The following is a 20044-nucleotide window of genomic DNA, read 5'->3' on the forward strand; positions in this document are numbered from 1 at the left end:
AAACGCGAAAAAAAATATTTAGCCACAGATTAAAGGATTTCCACAGATTTAAAAATCCATTTAATCCTTTTAATCTGTGGCAAAAAAACAAAATCAACAATCTAAAATAACCACACCTCATGTTAAAAATAGCCATTCTAGGACTTGGAGAAGGACGAAGCACAATGTCGGCTGCTATAGAAAGTTCAAAACTAGAACTCGTTAAAATATGCGACCGAAATGAAGAATTGTGTAAACAGCGAGCGAAAGAATTCGATTTTCATTCGTACACAACCAATTACGACGATTTGTTAAACGATTCGTCAATTGATATTATAGCGATTTATACGCCAGATCATCTTCACGCACAACACGTAAAGCAAGCTTTATTGAGTGGAAAACATGTCGTGTGTACAAAACCGTTTATTGATGATCTTTCGGATGCAAAAGAGCTTTTAGAATTAAGCAAATCGACAGGAAAGAAAGTTTTTATTGGGCAAAGTTCCCGTTTCTTCGAACCAGCCAAAAGACAAAGAGCCGATTATGAAGCAGGATTAATTGGAGATTTAATTACAATTGAAGCACAATACCACGCTGATCACAGATGGTTTTTGAAAAAAGAATGGTCGCTTTTGCAATCGTTTAAATGGTTGTATGGAGGTTTGAGTCATCCTGTAGATTTCATCAGATGGTATTTGCCGAATATTCAGGAAGTGATGGGTTACGGAATGATCAGCAGTAATGGACAAAATGCAGGATTGAAGAATGAAGATACAATGCATTTTATTTTCAAAGCAACCGATGGAAGAATTGCCCGTGTAAGCGGTGTTTATACTTCGCCGACTCAGCCAGCGCAACGTGACAGCGGAATGAGCACAATTCTGCGAGCTACAGAAGGAGCAAGCCAGGCAGATTATCACGAATTACGCTATGCGATTACAGATAGAACTGGCGAAGAAAAAGTGATTACTTGGGGCGACAGTACGATAAAATATTATTTCCGTTTTGAAGGACAAAGTCACCACGGCGGAGAATATCAGAATTACTTAGAGTATTTTACAGATAGTATCGAGCAAGGTTTTGAAGCGTATCCAAACATGGAAGAAGGAATTGGAACTGTGGCTTTGTTACAAGCAATGGATAAATCTTTGCAAACTGGAATGCCGGTTAAAATTGCTGATATTCTTAACGAATACGGACTATGAACAGTATCTACGACAAATTAACCACACTCGATTTTGTCATTGTTGCGGGGTATTTGGTGGCTTTGTTAGTCATTGGATATGTGGTAAGTATGAAGCAGAGAAAGAAAAACGAAACACTTTTTCTGGCCGGAAACTCCTTAAACTGGTACAGCATCGGGTTTAATATGTGGGGAACCAACGTTGGGCCTTCGTCATTATTGGCTTTTGCGAGTATTGGTTACGCAACGGGAATTGTAGCAGGAAATTTCGAATGGTATGCTTTTGTATTTTTACTGCTTTTGGCAATGGTTTTTGCGCCAAGATATATTGCGAGTAAAGTAAGCACAATGCCCGAATATATGGGAAAACGCTACGGCGACAGTACGCAGAATATTTTGGCTTGGTATGCTTTGGTAAAAATACTAGTAAGCTGGTTGTCTTTAGGATTATTCAGCGGAGGCGTTTTAGTGCGTCAGATTTTAGGAATTCCAATGTGGCAGAGTGTTACGGTTTTAGTGATTTTCTCTGGAATATTTACGTTCGCCGGAGGTTTAAAAGCAATTGCAAAAGTGAATGTTTTTCAGATGATTTTATTAATTGTAGTTTCGCTGACACTTTCCTTTTTAGGTTTACAAAAATTGGGCGGAATCGATGTTTTAATTGCCAAAACACCTTCAAACTTTTGGAATTTAGTTCGTCCTTCAGATGATGCGCATTATCCGTGGCCCGCTATTTTGTTAGGATATCCTGTAGCTGCGGTTGCTTTTTTCTGTACTGATCAATCGATGGTTCAGAGTGTTTTGGGAGCTAAAAATCTGGAGCAGGGACAATTGGGAGTTAACTTTATAGGATGGTTAAAAGTTATGGCATTGCCGTTATTTATTTTACCCGGAATTTTGTGTTATGCGTTATATCCAGAATTAGGAAGCAATTCTGATTTGGCTTATATGACAATGGTTACGAATCTTTTCCCAAGCGGAATGAACGGTTTGGTAATCTGCGTGATGATTGCGGTTTTGGTGGGAACAATTGGTTCTTCGTTAAATGCTTTGAGCACCGTTTTTACGAATGATATTTATGTAAAGAAAATAAACCCGACGGCAACTATTAAAGATCAGATTAAAATTGGGCGATTAACAATTGCTGCAGGATGTGTATTTGCGATTCTGATTGCCGTTGCGATTGATAATATCAAAGGACAGAATTTATTCAACATTTTTCAGGCGGTTTTAGGTTTCTTGGCGCCTTCGTTATCTGTTGTTTTCCTTTTGAGTGTTTTCTGGAAACGCACTACCAAAAAAGCAGTAAATGCAACGCTTTCTTGGGGTTCGGCGTTTAGTTTGTTTGTTGGGGTTTTGTATTTATGGATTTTTCCTGCGGATAAATATCCAGTTTGGCCTCACTTTTTATTGATTTCGTTTTACATTTTCGCTGTGCTTTTAATTACAGCAGTTATTATTTCTTTAACCGATAAAAATCCTGAAGTTAATGTTTCAGATGAAAGGGATATTCCTAAAACCAGTAAAAAGGTGAAGCTTTTGTTTGGTTTGTTGGGATTGACTATTTTGGTTTTGTATTTGGTTTTTAATGGACATTAATTAGTTAACTCAACTCTATAAATTTATATAAACGCTTCTTTAGTACAAGGGAGCGTTTTTATTTTATGATTAAAAAAAGATAAAATATATTTGACAATATGAATTTAAAAAATTGAATAGTAGGTTTGTTAGAGTAAGTCACTTATATTTATACAACTATTTTTAATGACATTAAAAACCATTGAATAATTAACAGAACAAAATAAAAATGAAAGTATATCAAAATTTACAAATACATTTAAAAAGTCTCGAAAATCAACATTTTGTGGATGATTTAAAATATTTAATAGAAAAATCTAATTGGAAAATAAGACAGGATTTTATTGATAATTATAAAAAAAATTCGTTCAGTTCAAGTAAAATTGTTCTTTGTGTAGAAACTGATAAATACAAATTTGAAGATAAAGATATTAAAGGAGCTCTTTGGATGTGGGATTATAACGGTTATTTGGAAGTTTTTAATATAATTCCACTTATAGATAATAGTTTAGATTATGATGAGTATAATTTTTTATTGAATAAATTTTATGAGAACTTTATTAAACAGTTATGCATTAAGTATGAAGCTAATATAATTTTAACAAAGCCAGAAAAGCAAATTATTGAAACAATTGGCGATGATGCTTTAAAAAGTTTACTTGCATTTTCTAACGGAGCAAATAAATCTACTGGTAATTCTCATCCATACGATTTTGAGCGTTGGTGCGAATTTATTTTTATTGTTTTTAGAAATGGAATTGAAGTTGGTGTCGATGAATTAATTGAATGGTTTGAAGAAAATGGATGGTCAAATGACATGGCACACAAGTTAGGATTAGATTTTGAATATTCATTAGATCTATTAGAAAAATATGAGCAAAATTAGTGGAAAATCAGCACTATCAGTTGATGATTTTGTTGCGATTTATAATGCAAATAAAAAAAATATCTTATTTTGGGACACTTGTTCGTTACTTGAGATAATTAGATTTCTTTATAGAAATGGAAATGTTAATGATTATAAAATCTTAAACGAAATAAACGCATTGATTCAATCTGATTCATTTTATTCAATCGCTTCTGCATTAACTATAAAGGAATGGAATGATAACGAAGAATTAGTTATAAATTCTGTTAAAGACTCATTAATACAAACAACGGATTTTCATTTTAACACTATTAATGTGATTAATGAAATTAATGCTACAATATATGAGTCTGAATCATTACATGACAAAAATTTAGTAAATGATCTAGTAAAATTAGCAGAGAGTATAATCTCTAAAACTTATTTTGTCGAAACCGATGAAGTTGCAAATAAATCATTAGAAAGAATAGCCTTTAGAAGGCCACCGGCTAACAAAAAAAATGAGTTCAAAGATTGTGTAGTTTGGGAAACGATGATTTTAGTTTCGGAAAGAATTAATGCCACAAAAGAGGCAGCGGATAATTATAAAAAAATATTTTATACTGTCAATACCGATGATTTTATTGATAAATCAAGAATGCCAAAAACTTTTCATGGGGCACTTATAGCGGAAGCTTCTGTAGTTGACTTAATTTGTTGTCAAAATTTAAAAGAAATTAAAAATTTCCTTTGATTTTAATTTCTTTTTATTATCTCGTAGAAACCAACAACTCCCGAATATCAACCTTCAAATATTTAGAAATCTCATAAAGTGTTTCAATAGAAGGTTGAGCTTCATTTGTACACCAACGAGAAACAGTCGATACAGTTTTACCCAAATGAGTGGCTAATTCCTTACTAGTTCGATTGTTTTCAACCAAAACAACTTTTATTCTATTTAATTTAAGTTTCGACACAATGTTGATTTATTGATATTTCATGCAAATATCTTATAATTTAAATATAAGAAAAAGAATAGTTGAAATCATCAAAGTTGCCCTAAAACGACAATTTAGTGTCTTAAAAATATTATTTGTAGTATAATTTTTACTATTTTTGTTTCGATGAAATAAAAATAAAATGAAACAATCAGTAAAAAGACGATTAAAAATACAGCCAAGACATATCGCAAGATCGTACCATCAATACGTTATATTTCCAGAAATACGTCTTTGCGGAAAATGGCTTCAGGAAATCGGTTTTAATTACGGGAATTTCGTAACGATTGAACATCAGCAAAATAAAATCATTATTACAACCAATAATGAAATTGAAACGAAATAAAAAACACATAGCTTTCAATTGAGAAAACTATGTGTTTTATTATGAAATAAAATGCCTTTTAAAGACAATCCAAATACTATGTTTCTATGTGTTTAAAATTATTCCTGAGCTTTCTTTTTCTTCTCCAAATTAGGCAAGAACCCAGTAATAACCCCAATTAAAGGCAGAAATGCACAAATCTTAAATACATATTCGATACTTGTAGCATCGGCAATTTTTCCTAAAATAGCAGAACCTAAACCGCCCATTCCGAAAGCAAATCCGAAGAAAAGACCTGCTACAAGTCCGACTTTTCCTGGCATTAATTCAGTTGCATAAACTAGAATCGCAGAGAAAGCCGAAGAAAGAATTAATCCGATAATTACAGATAAAGTTCCAACCCAGAATAATGAAACGTATGGAAGCATCAAAGTAAATGGAGCAACACCAAGAATTGAAACCCAGATTACATATTTTCTGCCGTATCGATCTCCGATTGGTCCTCCAATTAAAGTTCCAGCAGCAACAGCGCCAGAGAACAAGAATAAATATACTTGCGATTGCTGAATCGTAATGTGGAATTTATCTATCAAGAAGAAAGTATAATAACTTGTAATACTGCTCATGTAGAAATACTTAGAGAAAATCAGAACTAATAAAATAATCAACGAAGCAATTACTCGGTTTTTAGACAAATGATGTGTCTCGATTTGATGAGAAGCTTTATTAGCATTTCTTTCAGATAAATGTGCCGTGTACCAAATCGCAATTTTATACAAAGCAAAAACACCCACTAACGCAATAATACAAAACCAAGCGATATAAGATTGTCCATGCGGAATAACGATAAAAGCAGCTAATAATGGTCCGATCGCACTTCCTGCATTTCCTCCCAATTGAAAGATAGACTGAGCCAAACCTCTTTTTCCGCCCGAAGCCAAATGCGCTACACGCGAAGATTCAGGATGGAAAATCGAAGATCCAATTCCGATTAAGCTTACTGATAATAATAAGTTGATAAAACTCGAAGCGATCGAAACAAAGAAAAGTCCAACCATGGTAAAACACATTCCAACAATTAGCGAGTATGGTTTTGAGTTTTTATCGGTATACATTCCCACAAATGGCTGTAAAATAGACGCTACCATTTGGTAAGTCAAAGTAATAATACCAATTTGAGTAAAACTTAAACTAAAATTGTCTTTTAAAAGTGGATAAATTGAAGGAACAACAGCCTGTAAAAGATCATTAATTAAGTGAGAAAAACTAATGATGAATAAGATCGAATAAGTGGTTTTTTTAACTATGTCAGGATTTGCTTTAATAGTGTCCATGTGGTATTTTTTGATTTTTAAATTGACTAAAAAACAACAGCTGTATTATTTTTTGCAAAGATTAAAAGAATCCGAATGTCAGAATTGCTATATTTGGACAATGAATAGTCAATATCGGACATATAGAGTCGCAACGGATTTTGGATATCAAGTAGATTCCTCGATCCCGGTTATAGGTTATACTGAAACAGTTAACAACGAAATGTGTATCTCGCACTCGCATCCAAGAGCTCAATTGATCTATGCAACTCGTGGCGTAATGAATGTTGTAGTCGGCAATAACATTTGGGTTGTAAATCCGTTGCAAGGCCTTTGGATTCCAAGCGGAGTAGAGCATCAGGTTACTTTTCAGAAAGATGTTAACTATTACAGTGTTTTTATTGATCCTTCTGCAATTGGAGGATTGCCAGAAAAGAGTTTTTCGTTTGATATTCCGATGTTTTTAAAGCAGTTGGTTTTTAAAATCATTTCTTTTGGAACAAGTGGCAACTTAACAGAATCACAATTAAGAATCATTTATGTCTTTTTAGACGAACTGGCTTTAATAGTGCCAAGCGCCACTTTTTTGCCTACTACAAATGATGAAAGGCTACAGAAAGTGGTAGAACTTTTAATGAGTGATGTTTCGAGTAAACAAACAATTGATTATTATGCCGAACTTTCTTTTATGAGCAGCCGAACTTTATCGCGATTATTCATAAAAGAATTGGGAATGAATTTCAGCGATTGGCGCACCCGAATGAAATTACTTGAAGCCATTAAAAGATTGGGCGAAAAACAATCCATAAAAGAAATCGCTTTAGATTTAGGTTACGAAACAGCGAGTGCTTTTATTTATATGTTCAAAAAGCATTTGGGCAAAACGCCTTCTAACTATATTTTAGAAGATGAAAATGAATCTGAAAAGATGATTGCTTAGATTGTTAGCCTAAATTAGAACGCGGATAAAACGGATTTACTTCGTGAAGACGCGGATTAATGCGGATTTTTTCTTTTAATTATATTGAAAATAACCGCAATCATTGTCATTTCGACGTAAGGAGAAATCTCCACGAGAAGCTCGACAAAGATTGGGCTTTCGTTGCGGAGTTACTTGCGAAGATTTCTCCTTACGTCGAAATGACAAAAATGCGTAAGCTGGCTTTAAATTTAAGCCTTTATAAAAGTTTCTTACATTCTTAATTTCAAAACTTTGACAAAGCTGTTGATAGTAAAAAACAAAAAATCCGTTTTCATCCGCGTCTTCGCGTTAGCGAATCTGTCTCATCCGCGTCCCATAAAATTCTAACATCATTTTTTTTAGTACTAAAAAAGTGATAAGTCATAATTTTTCCCTTAAAAATTTATCAAGAATCATAGTTTTTTATGAAATAACAGGATAGTGCAGGTTGTGAAATGTAAAAATAACACTTATCTTTAGTCCCAAAATAAACTAACTATGCTAAACCGCTTTCCCATTTTTAAGACTTTACTTCTTTTTGTTGCCCTTTTTTCGTGTTCGCTGTCATTTGCGCAAGAAAAACAAAAAGAAGCGACATGGATCTGGTATCCAGGAGATTTTGAAGTTTGGTTAAGCAATAAAATGCAGGTTAGACGTACAGAACGCGAAGCCGTATTTCCTCCGCTTTGGCAATATTACAGTCCGTATGCTTTGGTTACTTTTCAAACAGAAGTAGATATTCCACAACCAGACGAAGTGAAAATTTACTCAGAAGGCCCTTTTCAATTACTTTTAGATGGCGTTCAGATTTACGGACAGCCAAAATCGATTGCAGTTCCTGCCGGAAAACACAAAATTTCTTTTAAAGTTTACAATCAGGAAGTATTGCCGGCTATTTATATTTCGGGTCAATATGTGAAATCTGATGCTTCTTGGAAAGTAACCAACGAAGATAAACTTTGGATTGATGAAACCGGAAAAGCACAACAATCCGGTACGCCTTGGGTTCCTGTTGGTTCTTGGAATTTTAATTCACCAGAAAATAAACCTTCAGAATTTAAACTAACAACCAAACCTTTAAATGCTAAAAAAACAGAAAAAATAGGAGCTGGTCAACTAGTAGATTTTGGTAAAGAAACTTTCGGTTATATTAAAATTCACGGTTTAAAAGGAAAAGGAAAATTAGCGCTTTATTACGGAGAATCGCGTGAAGAAGCGTTAGATTCTGCCAAATGCGAAACATTAGATCATTTATTTTTTGATGGAAAACAATCTGAAACTTATACACACGATGGATCAAAAGCATTCCGTTATGTTCAGGTGCATGCAGATGCAGGAGTAAAATACGATTCGATTTCAATGTTGTATGAATATCTACCGTTAGATTATCGAGGTGCATTCAAATCTTCTGATGAGCAATTGAACAAAATTTGGGATGTGTCGGCTTACACCATGCATTTAACCTCTCGTGAATTTTTTATCGACGGAATCAAACGTGATCGTTGGGTTTGGTCTGGCGATGCGTACCAAAGTTATTTAATGAATTATTATTTATTCTTTGATTCGGCTTCTGTAGAAAGAACACTGTTAGCGCTTCGAGGAAAAGATCCTGTAACGGCTCACGTAAACATTATAATGGATTATTCGTTGTATTGGTTTGTTGGAGTTTACGATTATTACTTACATACAGGCGATACGAAATTCATCAAAACTTTTTATCCAAGAATGAAATCGCTTATGGATTTCTGTTTAGAAAGAAGAAACAAAAACGGATTCCTTGAACCATTAGAAGGCGATTGGGTTTTCATTGATTGGGCAGACGGATTGCCAAAAACAGGTGAAGTTAGTTTTGAGCAAATGCTTTTAGCAAGAAGCCTTGAAGCAATGGCAGTAAGTGCTGAAATTGCTGGAAAAACTGAAGATCAAAAACAATATCAAAAATTAGGAACTGATTTAAAAACTAAATTATTTGATGTCTTTTGGGATAAAAAAGAAAACGTAATGAAACATCAGCGTATCGATGGAAAAATCCAAAACATCGTAACCAGATACGCTAATATGTTCGGTATTTTCTTCAATTATTTTAATGAAGAACAAAAACAAAGCGTAAAAAATAAAGTGTTACTGAATAAAGATGTTCTTCAAATCACAACACCTTACATGCGTTTTTACGAATTGGAAGCTTTATGTGCGATGGGTGAACAGAACTATGTTTTAAAAGAAATGAAAGATTATTGGGGCGGAATGCTGAATGAAGGGGCAACCTCTTTCTGGGAAGAATATAATCCAAACAAAAAGGGAACCGAGCATTTAACGATGTACGGTCGTCCTTACGGGAAAAGCCTTTGCCATGCTTGGGGCGCAAGTCCGATTTATTTATTAGGAAAATATTATTTGGGCGTAAAACCCACTGCACCGGGTTATTCTCAATACGAAATCAAACCCAATTTAGGTGGTTTAAAATGGATGGAAGGAAAAGTGCCAACACCAAACGGAGAAGTTGCCGTGTATTGCAGTACCAAAGAAATCAAAGTGAAAGCAGGAGAAGGAGAAGGAAAATTGATTTTTGAAAGTTCATCAAAGCCAAAAACAAACTCAGGAACGATTACAGAATTAGCAAAAAACAAATATCAATTGATTGTAAAACCAAATGTAGAGTATAAAGTGAGTTATAAGGCTTTATAAGTTATGAGTTATGGGTTATGAGTTATGAGTTATGAGTTATGAGTTATGAGTGATTAGTAATTAGTAATTAGTAATTAGTAATTAGTGATTAACCTATAGTTTATAACGCCCAGTTTGTCATTCCGACTGAAAGGAGGAATCACACTCGTAACCATAAAGATTGTCACGTTTAGTTTGTCATTTCGACGAAGGAGAAATCTTCGCAAGAAACTCTACAAAGATTTGGGAAATGCATAAGAAAGAATAAAAGCCAATAAAAAAATAAAAAACCAATGTTTTCAAAAAACACAAAATACAACTTCAAATTAAAAACAGCATTCTTCATGCTATTAACCGTCTGCATCCAAGCCACAGCACAAAACACCGCATGGAAACCAGCATCATTTGAAATTGTAAAATCCAATTATAAAACTTTCAAAACCGCACAATACGCTCATGTATTTTCAGGAAGCAAACATAATATTGTTCGTTTAGCTCCAGAATTGCAAGGTTTGACTGGAATCGAACTTCCTTTAGAAAAATATAAAAATGGAAATAATGCTCCATTACAATTAAAATTTAAAGAACAAGTTCAGGTTTTGATTGGAGTTTTTCAAGAAAATAATTCAGATTATCTTCAAGCTGATAAGCTTCAAAATGCTAAATTAATTTTAGAAAACGGATTGACGATTACAGGTTTACCTCCAGTAAATGTATATGCGATTTCTTTCTCAAAAGGAACACAAACTTTAAATCTTGGAAAAGGATTATTTGCAGTTTTAGGAATTGTAAAAGCTTCTGAAAAACTAGAACCAAGAAACGCCAATTTTCCAGATGGAAAACTTTGGAACCCAACTTTTATCGTTGAAGGATTTTCAGATGAAAAACCGCTTTTCGAAGTTATCGGCGGAGAAAATAAACCCGTTATAGATGAAGGAATGTCTGGAACAGAAGGAATTCAGGGAGGTTTTGAAGGAGGACGTGTAGTAAAAGTCGGTGATACGTATCATATGTTTCCAACTGAAAGAGCAGGTGAAAAAGGTGTTGATTACTATTACGATCGTGTAAAAACCAAAATCGGACATTGGACAAGTAAAGATGCTATTCACTGGAAAAGAGAATCAACCATTTATCAAGCAAGCGGTGTCTACGCGGTTACAGAAGACGATAATCCAATGAATGATCGTCGTGCAGCTATTTGGTCTTATATGCCAGTTTTTAATGAAAAAGCAAACAAATGGTATGGCTATTATTTGGCGTATACGGTAAGTAAAGAAATAGAACCAAATCATTCATTCGGAAGAATTTGGCGTTGTGAATCAACGGTTGATGGAATCAACGGAATTGGTGGACCTTACAAAGATATGGGAATCATCATGGAACCAGGATTGGATTCTCAGCCTTGGGAAGGACGTCAGGGTGTTGCATCGTTTTTTCCATATAAGGTAGGAGATAAATATTTTGGATTTTATAGCGGTGCATATCCGTTCAATTCATGGGCAGATTATCCGAAGAAATCTGGTAAAGGCTGGTTTGTGGCTTTAGCTGAATCCAAAAGTTTAGAAGGTCCTTGGTTGAGAATGAACAAAGGTTTGGAACCCATTAAAACTTTACATCCGTTATTCGTAGAAAACCCAATTGTAAGTCAATTACCAAACGGACTGTATATCGCGATTTTCGACGGAGGCCCAGACGGCTGGGGACATCATTTGCCAAATATGATTGCTTATTCATTATCTGCAGATGGTGTTAATTGGGCAGAAGCACATTATTTACCAATAGAAACCAAAGTCGATAAATGGTGGGATATTATGAGAACTCCGCTTTGTCTAATCCCGGAAGGGAATGACGTTTACACAATAGTGTACAATGCAATCGATTTGAAAAGAAGATTTCATCCAACAGGAATGGTAAAAGTCAAACTGAACAAAGATGTAATGGAATCCAAATTAAAAGAATTGAAGAAATAAATTAAAGTTTCCCGCAGATTTTGCAGATCAGGCAGATAAAAAAATCAGCTAAATCTGCAAAATCTGCGAGAGAAACAAAATAAAATCCGCGTCATTCGCGGACCAAAATATAACCAAAAATGAAAATTAAATATCTACTAATTGCCATTTCAGCACTTGTCATAACCAGCTGTGCTACCAAATACAAGAAAAGAGAAATTACTGACAGCGTAATGCAGGAGATTTACGAGGAGATCAAAACGCCTTACAAATACGGCTTGGTAATGGTTCCAACTGACAACTCATACAAAATGGATTGCCCGAGTGTATTTAGAAAAGATGGCAAATGGTATATGACGTATTTAATTTACGACGGAAGAGGTTACGAAACTTGGTTAGCAGAAAGCGACAATTTATTAGATTGGAAATATCTAGGAAAAGTAATGTCTTTCTCAGAAAATGAAAAACATTGGGATGTCAACCAGAAAGCAGGATATATTTCTTTGCAAGACATGACTTGGGGCGGAAGCTACGAATGGGAAAAATATGATGATAAATACTGGATGAGTTATTTTGGCGGAGACAGCAAAGGTTATGAAGCAGGCGTTCTATCAATCGGAATGGCATATACCAAAGAAGCACCGACAAAACCACATGAATTCCAAAGATTAGAAAATCCGGTTTTGACGCCAAAAGATAAAGACGCCAAATGGTGGGATAATAGTACTATGTATAAAAACAGTGTAATTCGTGATAAAGACAAAGTTACAGGACACAATTTTATCATGTATTATAACGCTCGTGGAGACAGTATAAATCCTGCAAAAGGTGCTGAACGTATTGCTATGGCGGTTTCAAACGATATGAAAGAGTGGAAGCGTTATGGCGATAAACCTTTAATCAATCATCATAAAGGAATTTCGGGAGATGCTTATATTCAGCGTATTAATGATACTTGGGTGATGTTTTATTTTGGAGCTTTTTGGACGGGTTGGAATCAAGGTGCATTTAACCGTTTCGCCGTTTCGAATGATTTAGTAAACTGGACAGATTGGAAAGGAGATGATTTAGTTAAATCATCAGAACCATACGATGATTTGTTTGCGCATAAATCATTTGTGGTAAAACATGATGGTGTTGTGTATCATTTTTATTGCGCTGTGAACAAAGCAGAACAAAGAGGAATTGCCATTGCAACGTCTAAAGATTTAGGAAAAAGCAAATTGAATTTTGTTGCACCGCCTGTGAAGGTTAAGAAGAATTAAGTATTGAGAATTAAGTATTAAGATTAAATTGAAAGTTTTGAGATTAAGTAAAAAAAATATAACCCGTTTTGTTGAACATTTTTTTGAGGAAGAGTTTTTGAAACCATTTTTAAATTCAGATTGTCTGCGTAGATCGGTCTTAATACTTAATACTTTTATCTTAATACTTCCCGTTTTCGGGAATGCCCAATCCGTAACAGGAGAGCCAGCGGGAGTTCCAGAATTGCATAAAAAATACGAATTTGCACCTTGGGAAGACCCAACAATTACGAGTATCAATAGACAGCCATCAAGAGCAACTGCTTATTCGTATGCAAGTGTCGAAGACGCACTAAAAGGCGACAGAACCAAAAGTCGAATCCAAATGCTAAACGGCGATTGGGATTTTAAATATGCTGTAAATCTAAAAGAAGCATCAAAAGATTTCTATAAAAATACCGTTTCAGGCTGGGATAAAATCGAAGTACCTTCAAATTGGGAAATAAAAGGATACGATAATCCAATTTACAAAAGTGCCGTTTATCCGTTTAGACCCATAAATCCGCCTTATATTCCTAAAGATTATAACGGAGTTGGTTCTTACCAACGCAGTTTTACGGTTCCTGAAAATTGGAAAGATATGACGATTACGTTACATTTTGGAGCCGTAAGTTCAGGTTTTGAAGTGTGGTTAAACGGAGAATTTTTAGGTTATGGAGAAGACAGTTTTCTGCCATCAGAATTTGATATTACACCTTATTTAAAAGCAGGCGAAAATGTAGTTTCAGTTCGTGTAATTCGTTGGACAGATGGTTCTTATTTAGAAGATCAGGATCATTGGCGCATGAGCGGAATCCAGCGTGAAGTTTTCATTATGGCCGAGCCAAAATTACGTATTCAGGATTTCTTTGTTCAAACCAAATTAGATAAACAATATACAGACGCTATTTTTAAACTGCGTCCAAAAGTAGAGAATTTGACAGGAGCAAAAATCAAAGATTATACGATGAATGTTCAATTGTACGATGCTAATAATACGGCCATGTTCAAAGAACCGCTTCAAAGACCGGTAATCGATTTAATTAACGAAAGTTATCCTCGTCTGGATAATGTCCGTTTTGGATTCTTTCAGGAAACCATCAAAAATCCAAAAAAATGGAGTTCAGAAGAACCGAATTTGTATACGATGGTCATTTCGATAAAAGATAAAAGCGGAAATGTTACCGAAGCCAAAAGCTGTAAAGTAGGCTTCCGTTCGATTGAATTTTCGAAAGAGAACGGAAAAATGCTCATCAACGGAAAAGAAACCTACGTTTATGGCGTAAACCGTCACGATCACCATCCCACAAGAGGAAAAGCCATTACGAGAGAAGATATCAAGCAAGATATTACTACGATTAAAAAGTTTAATTTCAACTTTATACGTACAAGCCATTACCCAAACGATCCTTATTTCTACGAATTATGCGATCAATACGGAATTATGGTTATGGACGAAGCCAATCAGGAAACACATGGAATTGGCGGAAAATTAAGCAACGATCCGCTTTGGACAAATGCTTATATGGAAAGAATGATACGAATGGTCGAAAGAGATAAAAACCATCCATCGGTCGTGATGTGGAGTTTAGGTAACGAAGGTGGAAAAGGGCCAAATCATGCTGCAATGTCGGGCTGGGTTCATGATTTCGATATTACTCGTCCAGTTCATTATGAACCAGCACAGGGAAATGCCAAATTAGACGGTTATATTGATCCGCTTGATCCAGGATACCCAAAAACAATCGATCATGCTTACCGATTCGAAAACCCGCAGGATGATTCGTATGTTGATATGGTCAGCCGTTTTTATCCGGGCGTTTTCACACCGAAATTTTTAGTCGATCAAAAGAAAGATACTCGTCCGATTATTTTCGTTGAATATTCTCATGCTATGGGAAATTCAGTTGGAAACTTAAAAGAATTATGGGATGAATTCCGTTCGCTTCCAAGAGTGATTGGAGGCTGTATATGGGAATTTAAAGATCAAGGAATCTTGAAATTTGATTCCAGATCAGGGCAGAATTATTTTGCTCATGGAGGAGATTTTGGTGAAAAATACCATGATGGAAACTTCAATACAAAAGGAATTGTAGATTCTAACGGAAAACCAAAAGGATCTATTTTTGAAAATAAATGGGTGTATCAGCCAGCGATTTCGACTTTAAACGGAAATCAATTGGAAATTAAAAATCGTCAGGCTGTTAAATCTTTAGAACAATATATTCCAGTTTTAAAAGTGTTGGAAAACGGAAACGTAATCAAAACTCAGATTTTAAAACCATTCAAAGTAGAAGCAGGACAATCAACAACTTTAGATATCAGTTCTTATCTTCCAAAAATGAAAGCCGATGCCGAATATATTTTAAATATAGAATTCCAACTTTCAAAAGACGAGCTTTGGGCATCAAAAGGTTACGCTGTAGCGGAAGATCAGTTTATATTGAAAAAGAAAGAAGTCGTTTCTCCAGACTCTAAAAAAGAAATGCTGAACGTTTCTGAATCAGATTCAGATTTTAAAATCAAAGGAAAAACTTTTGATATTACAATTGGAAAAACAAACGGAGCTTTGAGTTCGTATGTTTTTAACGGAGAAGAACAAGTTTTCGCACCTTTATTGCCAAACTTTGTAAGACCGCTTACAGACAACGACAAACGCGGATGGAAATCGCAAAAGTTGTTGAAACAATGGTACAAAGCAAAACCAAAATTGGTTAACATTTCAATTGACAAATCAGCTTCGGAAATCAAAATTACAAGTGATTACGAAATTATAAAAGACAGTGCGAACGTAAAAGTAGTTTACAACATTTTATCAAGCGGATTAATAAAAGTCGATTACAGCTTAAAAGCATCAGATAAGCTGCCAAAAATTCCAAAAATCGGAATGCAGATGGGAGTTCAGAGAAAATTCGATCAAATTTCATGGTACGGAAAAGGGGAATTGGAAAATTACAGCGATAGAAGTTTCGGTTCGTTTGTTGGGAAATATTCGCTTCCAATAAATGATTTCATCGAACATTATCCAAAACCACAAGAAAACGGAAACCGATGTGATGTAAGATGGATGGCACTAAGCACTCCGCAGAAAAACAACGGATTTTTAGTGGTAAATGATACCAAGGTTTTAAGCATGAGCGCCTGGCCGTATACACAGGAAAACTTAAGTTCATCTGGTCATACATACGATTTGAAAGATCCAGGATTCTTGACGGTAAACATCGATTTAATCCAAATGGGAGTAGGAGGAAACGACAGCTGGACGATTGTAGCACAGCCATTAGAACAATATCAGATTAAATCTGGAAATTATGAGTATAGTTTTTATTTGACGCCTTTCAGCGGTTCAAAAAATGAATTGGAAAATAGTTTGAAGAAGTTTAAGTATTAATTGATTAATTAAAAATTAAGAATTAAAAAGTACAGTTTGTCATTTCGACGAAAGGAGAAATCTCCACGAGTAGCTCCGTAACGAGAATCCAAATCTTTGTAGAGTTTCTTGCGAAGATTTCTCCTTTCGTCGAAATGACAAACAAAACGGTTAAAAACAATTAAAATGTTTCAAAAAAAACACCTCTTTTTTGTCCTTCTTTTAGCGAGTTTCGTCTCTGCGCAGGAAGTCCATAAAAAAGAAACCAACTTTCAGCCAACATTTGAATCCTCAAGACCTTGGGTATATTGGTATTGGATGAAATCGGCGTATTCTAAACCCGGAATTACAGCCGATTTAGAAGCGATGAAACAAGCCGGAATTGCGGGAGCTTATTTAATGACTATTAAAGGGCCAGCAAATCCGCCATTGATAGATCCGCCAGTTTTACAGTTGACACCTGAATTTTGGGACATGATTCATTGGGCTTTTAAAGAAGCAGATCGTTTAGGTTTGAAATTGGCTTTTCATGGAGCTGACGGATTTGCCGTTGCTGGCGGGCCGTGGATTACGCCAGAAATGTCGATGCAGAAAGTAGTCTGGTCAACGACTGAAATTTTAGGAGGGAAAAAAGTTACTTCAAAATTGCCAGTTCCAGCACATTATAAAGACTATTATAAAGACATTGCAACTTTTGCTATTCCAATTAAAGAATACGAAATCACTTCGCAGATGCAATTGCCAAAAGTAACGACATCAAACAATACTGATGCTTCGTTTTTGGCTGATCCTAAAAAAGACGAAAACTTCAAGTTTGCCGATGCAGGTTGGATTCAGTACGAATTTGCACAGCCTTTTACCTGCAAATCTATTGTAATTGAAACCAAAGGAAGAGATTTTCAGGCACAGCGTCTGATTGTAGAAGTGAGCGATGACGGAATCAATTTTAGATTTCACGAAAGAATGATCGCACCACGTCATGGTTGGCAGGATATGGATTTCCCAAATACACATACTATCACGCCAGTTACAGCAAAATATTTCCGATTTGTGTATGATCCAAAAGGAACAGAACCCGGAGCAGAAGATTTGGATTTTGCGAAGTGGAAACAGAATTTGAAAGTGAGTAAAATTACACTTTCGAATCAATCACTGATAAATAATTACGAAGGAAAATCAGGCGCAATTTGGCGCTTGACTCCACAAACTACAGAAAAAGAAATTCCAAATTCTGATGCATTCAAAAAAGCAGAAATAATCAATATTTCCAATTTTGTTGATGTCGATGGAAACCTGAATTGGAAAGCACCAAAAGGGAAATGGAAAATTCTCCGAATGGGACATACTTCTACAGGACATGAAAATGCAACTGGCGGAGCAGGAAAAGGATTGGAAGTCGACAAATTTAATCCCGAATTGATTCGTTTTCAGTTGGATCATTGGTTTGGAGAAGCCGTTCGTTCTGCTGGGCCAGAATTGGCTTCGAAAGTTCTTGAAATCCTTCATTTTGACAGTTGGGAATGTGGAAGTCAAAATTGGTCTTCGGTTTTTCAGGCTGAATTTAAAAAGAGACGTGGCTACGATCTTGTAGAATATCTGCCAGTTATGGCTGGAATTCCATTAGAAAGTACCGATTTTTCAGAGAAAGTTTTATACGATGTTCGTAAAGCAATTGCCGATTTAGTTGCCGATAATTTCTACGGAACTGTAGCGCAAATCGCCAAAGAAAACAACATAAAATTAAGTGCCGAAAATGTAGCGCCAGTTGTAACCAGCGATGCCTTGCTTCATTATAAATATGTCGATTACCCGAGTGGTGAATTTTGGCTGAAAAGCCCAACTCACGACAAACCTTTTGATATGGTCGATGCCATTTCGGGCGGACATATTTATGGAAAAGATATTATTCAAGCTGAATCTTTTACGGCTCTGAGAATGGATTGGGACGAACATCCCGGAAATCTAAAAACAACGGCAGACCGCAATTACGCTTTAGGAATTAACCGTTTATTCTATCATGTTTTTGTACATAATCCTTGGACGGACAGAAAACCAGGAATGACTTTAGATGATATCGGAACTTTTTTCCAAAGAGACCAAACATGGTGGAAACCTGGAAAAGCTTGGTTTGATTATTGCCAAAGAGTACAGTTTCAGTTGCAAAAAGGAAAACCAGTAATTGATCTCGCAGTTTTTATTGGCGAAGATTTTCCTTCCCGTTCTTTTGTTCCGGATCGATTAGTGCCTTTTATTCCGAATGTGTTTGGAAAAGAAAGATTGGAAAGCGAGAAAATCCGTTTAGAAAATGAAGGTCAGCCAACGGCAAAAATGCCAAAAGAAGTAACCTATTCTAAAAATATCACCGATTTATCACAATGGATTAATCCGCTAAATGGTTATCAATATGATTCTTTTAATGCCGATGTTTTGATCAATCGTGCGAAAGTGGTAAACGGAAAAATTTCGTTTGATGGTGGAATTGAATATGGAGCTTTATTCTTTCCGGGAAGTCATAAAATGGCACCAAATAAGATGCTTTCTTTGGCTTCTGCCGAAAAAATCCTCCAATTAATAAAGGATGGAGCAACGATTTTTGTAGATGAAAAACCAAACCTTCAGCCAGGAATTCAATCAGAAGCCGATCAAAAGAAATGGCAAAATGTAATTGATGAAATTTGGAATAACAACAATTCTTCAACATGGAAAATAGAAAAAGGAACAGTTGTTAAATTGCCATATTTAGGCAATGATTTTACTTCTATCGGAATTACTCAGGATGTTTATTTTCCAAATTTAAACCGAGCTGATTCAGAAACATTAGCTTGGGCGCATCGTAAATCGGATACTGAAGATATTTATTTCATTTCCAATCAAAAAGGAGAAAAAAGAACATTTGATGCTTCTTTCAGAATAGCTGGAAAAGCTCCTAAATGGTATAATCCTGTAACAGATCAAACTTCGGCTTTAGCCAATTGGAAAATAGAAAACGGAAGAACAATTGTTTCGATAAGTTTAGATGCGAACGAATCTGGTTTTGTGATTTTTAAAGGAGAAACGACAGAAGTTTTAGCTCAAGGAAAATCTTCTGAATTTAAGAATGTACAAACTTTAGATGAAAACTGGGAATTGCAATTTGATCCTGAATTTAAAGGGCCAAAAGAAGTGGTTAAAACGAACAAACTTTTTGACTGGAGTACTTCAAATAGTGATCTGATTAAATATTATTCTGGAACTGTAGTTTACAAAAAAGAGTTTATCTGGAAAGAAAAAGACACTAATAAAATCTGGTTGGATCTAGGAGAAATTTCAAATATTGCCGAAATCAAAATCAATGGAAAAGATTGCGGAACACTTTGGACTTTTCCTTTCAAAACAGATATTTCGCAAGCTTTGCAAAAAGGAAAAAATACGATAGAAATAAAAGTTACAAACACTTGGGCAAATAGATTAATCGGGGATCAAAAATTGCCAAAAGAAGAAAGGTTAACGTGGACAACAGCGCCATTTCGTTTGGAGGGAGAACCATTGTTGAAAGCAGGACTATTAGGGCCAGTCGCGATTTTAAAAGAGGAATAATGAATATGTCGCTCCGCT

The 20044-nt window shown here is 35.2% G+C and carries 13 protein-coding genes; 11 read left to right on the forward strand and 2 right to left on the reverse strand.

The features are described 5' to 3' along the window. The first annotated feature begins 119 nt into the window (after window positions 1–119). From DMA14_RS16405 to DMA14_RS16420, 4 genes are all read left to right on the forward strand, one after another. Complete coding sequence (locus tag DMA14_RS16405) at window positions 120–1184, forward strand: Gfo/Idh/MocA family protein (protein WP_111425671.1); 1065 nt, start codon at window positions 120–122, stop codon at window positions 1182–1184. Further along, window positions 1181–2761, forward strand: a complete 1581-nt coding sequence (locus DMA14_RS16410) for a sodium:solute symporter (protein WP_111425672.1) — start codon at window positions 1181–1183, stop codon at window positions 2759–2761. The genes DMA14_RS16405 and DMA14_RS16410 overlap by 4 nt, the downstream gene beginning before the upstream one ends. A 208-nt stretch (window positions 2762–2969) precedes the next feature. Next, the gene (locus tag DMA14_RS16415; RefSeq protein ID WP_111425673.1) at window positions 2970–3626 is read left to right on the forward strand and encodes a hypothetical protein; all 657 of its coding nucleotides are present in this window, start codon (window positions 2970–2972) and stop codon (window positions 3624–3626) included. Then, window positions 3613–4341, forward strand: a complete 729-nt coding sequence (locus DMA14_RS16420) for a PIN domain-containing protein (RefSeq protein WP_111425674.1) — start codon at window positions 3613–3615, stop codon at window positions 4339–4341. Before DMA14_RS16415 ends, DMA14_RS16420 begins: the two co-directional genes overlap by 14 nt. 16 nt (window positions 4342–4357) lie before the next feature. On the opposite strand, the gene DMA14_RS16425 is transcribed toward DMA14_RS16420, so the two are convergent. Further along, on the reverse strand, window positions 4358–4564 hold the full coding sequence (locus tag DMA14_RS16425; protein ID WP_111425675.1) for a helix-turn-helix transcriptional regulator: 207 nt from the start codon (window positions 4562–4564) through the stop codon (window positions 4358–4360). 163 nt (window positions 4565–4727) lie between these two features. Between DMA14_RS16425 and DMA14_RS16430 the strand changes: the two genes are divergently transcribed. After that, on the forward strand, window positions 4728–4931 hold the full coding sequence (locus DMA14_RS16430; protein ID WP_111425676.1) for a SymE family type I addiction module toxin: 204 nt from the start codon (window positions 4728–4730) through the stop codon (window positions 4929–4931). A gap of 98 nt (window positions 4932–5029) precedes the next feature. Here DMA14_RS16430 and DMA14_RS16435 read toward each other — a convergent pair whose 3' ends face one another. After that, window positions 5030–6244, reverse strand: a complete 1215-nt coding sequence (locus tag DMA14_RS16435) for an MFS transporter (RefSeq protein WP_111425677.1) — start codon at window positions 6242–6244, stop codon at window positions 5030–5032. 100 nt (window positions 6245–6344) lie between these two features. Here DMA14_RS16435 and DMA14_RS16440 point away from each other — a divergent pair, with 100 nt between their 5' ends. From DMA14_RS16440 to DMA14_RS16465, 6 genes are all read left to right on the forward strand, one after another. Beyond that, window positions 6345–7163, forward strand: a complete 819-nt coding sequence (locus tag DMA14_RS16440) for an AraC family transcriptional regulator (protein ID WP_012026080.1) — start codon at window positions 6345–6347, stop codon at window positions 7161–7163. A gap of 519 nt (window positions 7164–7682) precedes the next feature. Beyond that, window positions 7683–9869 (forward strand): alpha-L-rhamnosidase-related protein, encoded by a 2187-nt coding sequence (locus DMA14_RS16445; protein WP_111425678.1) that lies wholly within the window; start codon window positions 7683–7685, stop codon window positions 9867–9869. A 272-nt stretch (window positions 9870–10141) separates the two neighbouring features. After that, on the forward strand, window positions 10142–11818 hold the full coding sequence (locus tag DMA14_RS16450) for a glycoside hydrolase family protein (RefSeq protein WP_111425679.1): 1677 nt from the start codon (window positions 10142–10144) through the stop codon (window positions 11816–11818). A 119-nt stretch (window positions 11819–11937) separates the two neighbouring features. Further along, window positions 11938–13062 (forward strand): glycoside hydrolase family protein, encoded by a 1125-nt coding sequence (locus tag DMA14_RS16455; RefSeq protein WP_111425680.1) that lies wholly within the window; start codon window positions 11938–11940, stop codon window positions 13060–13062. 37 nt (window positions 13063–13099) lie between these two features. After that, window positions 13100–16471, forward strand: a complete 3372-nt coding sequence (locus tag DMA14_RS16460; protein WP_111425837.1) for a glycoside hydrolase family 2 TIM barrel-domain containing protein — start codon at window positions 13100–13102, stop codon at window positions 16469–16471. Between the two features lie 165 nt (window positions 16472–16636). Then, window positions 16637–20026 carry a glycosyl hydrolase gene (locus DMA14_RS16465; protein WP_111425681.1) on the forward strand — a complete coding sequence of 1130 codons (3390 nt, stop codon included), beginning with the start codon at window positions 16637–16639 and terminating at the stop codon, window positions 20024–20026. Window positions 20027–20044 lie beyond the last annotated feature (18 nt).

Source organism: Flavobacterium sharifuzzamanii (assembly GCF_003254585.1).
GTDB lineage: Bacteria > Bacteroidota > Bacteroidia > Flavobacteriales > Flavobacteriaceae > Flavobacterium > Flavobacterium sharifuzzamanii.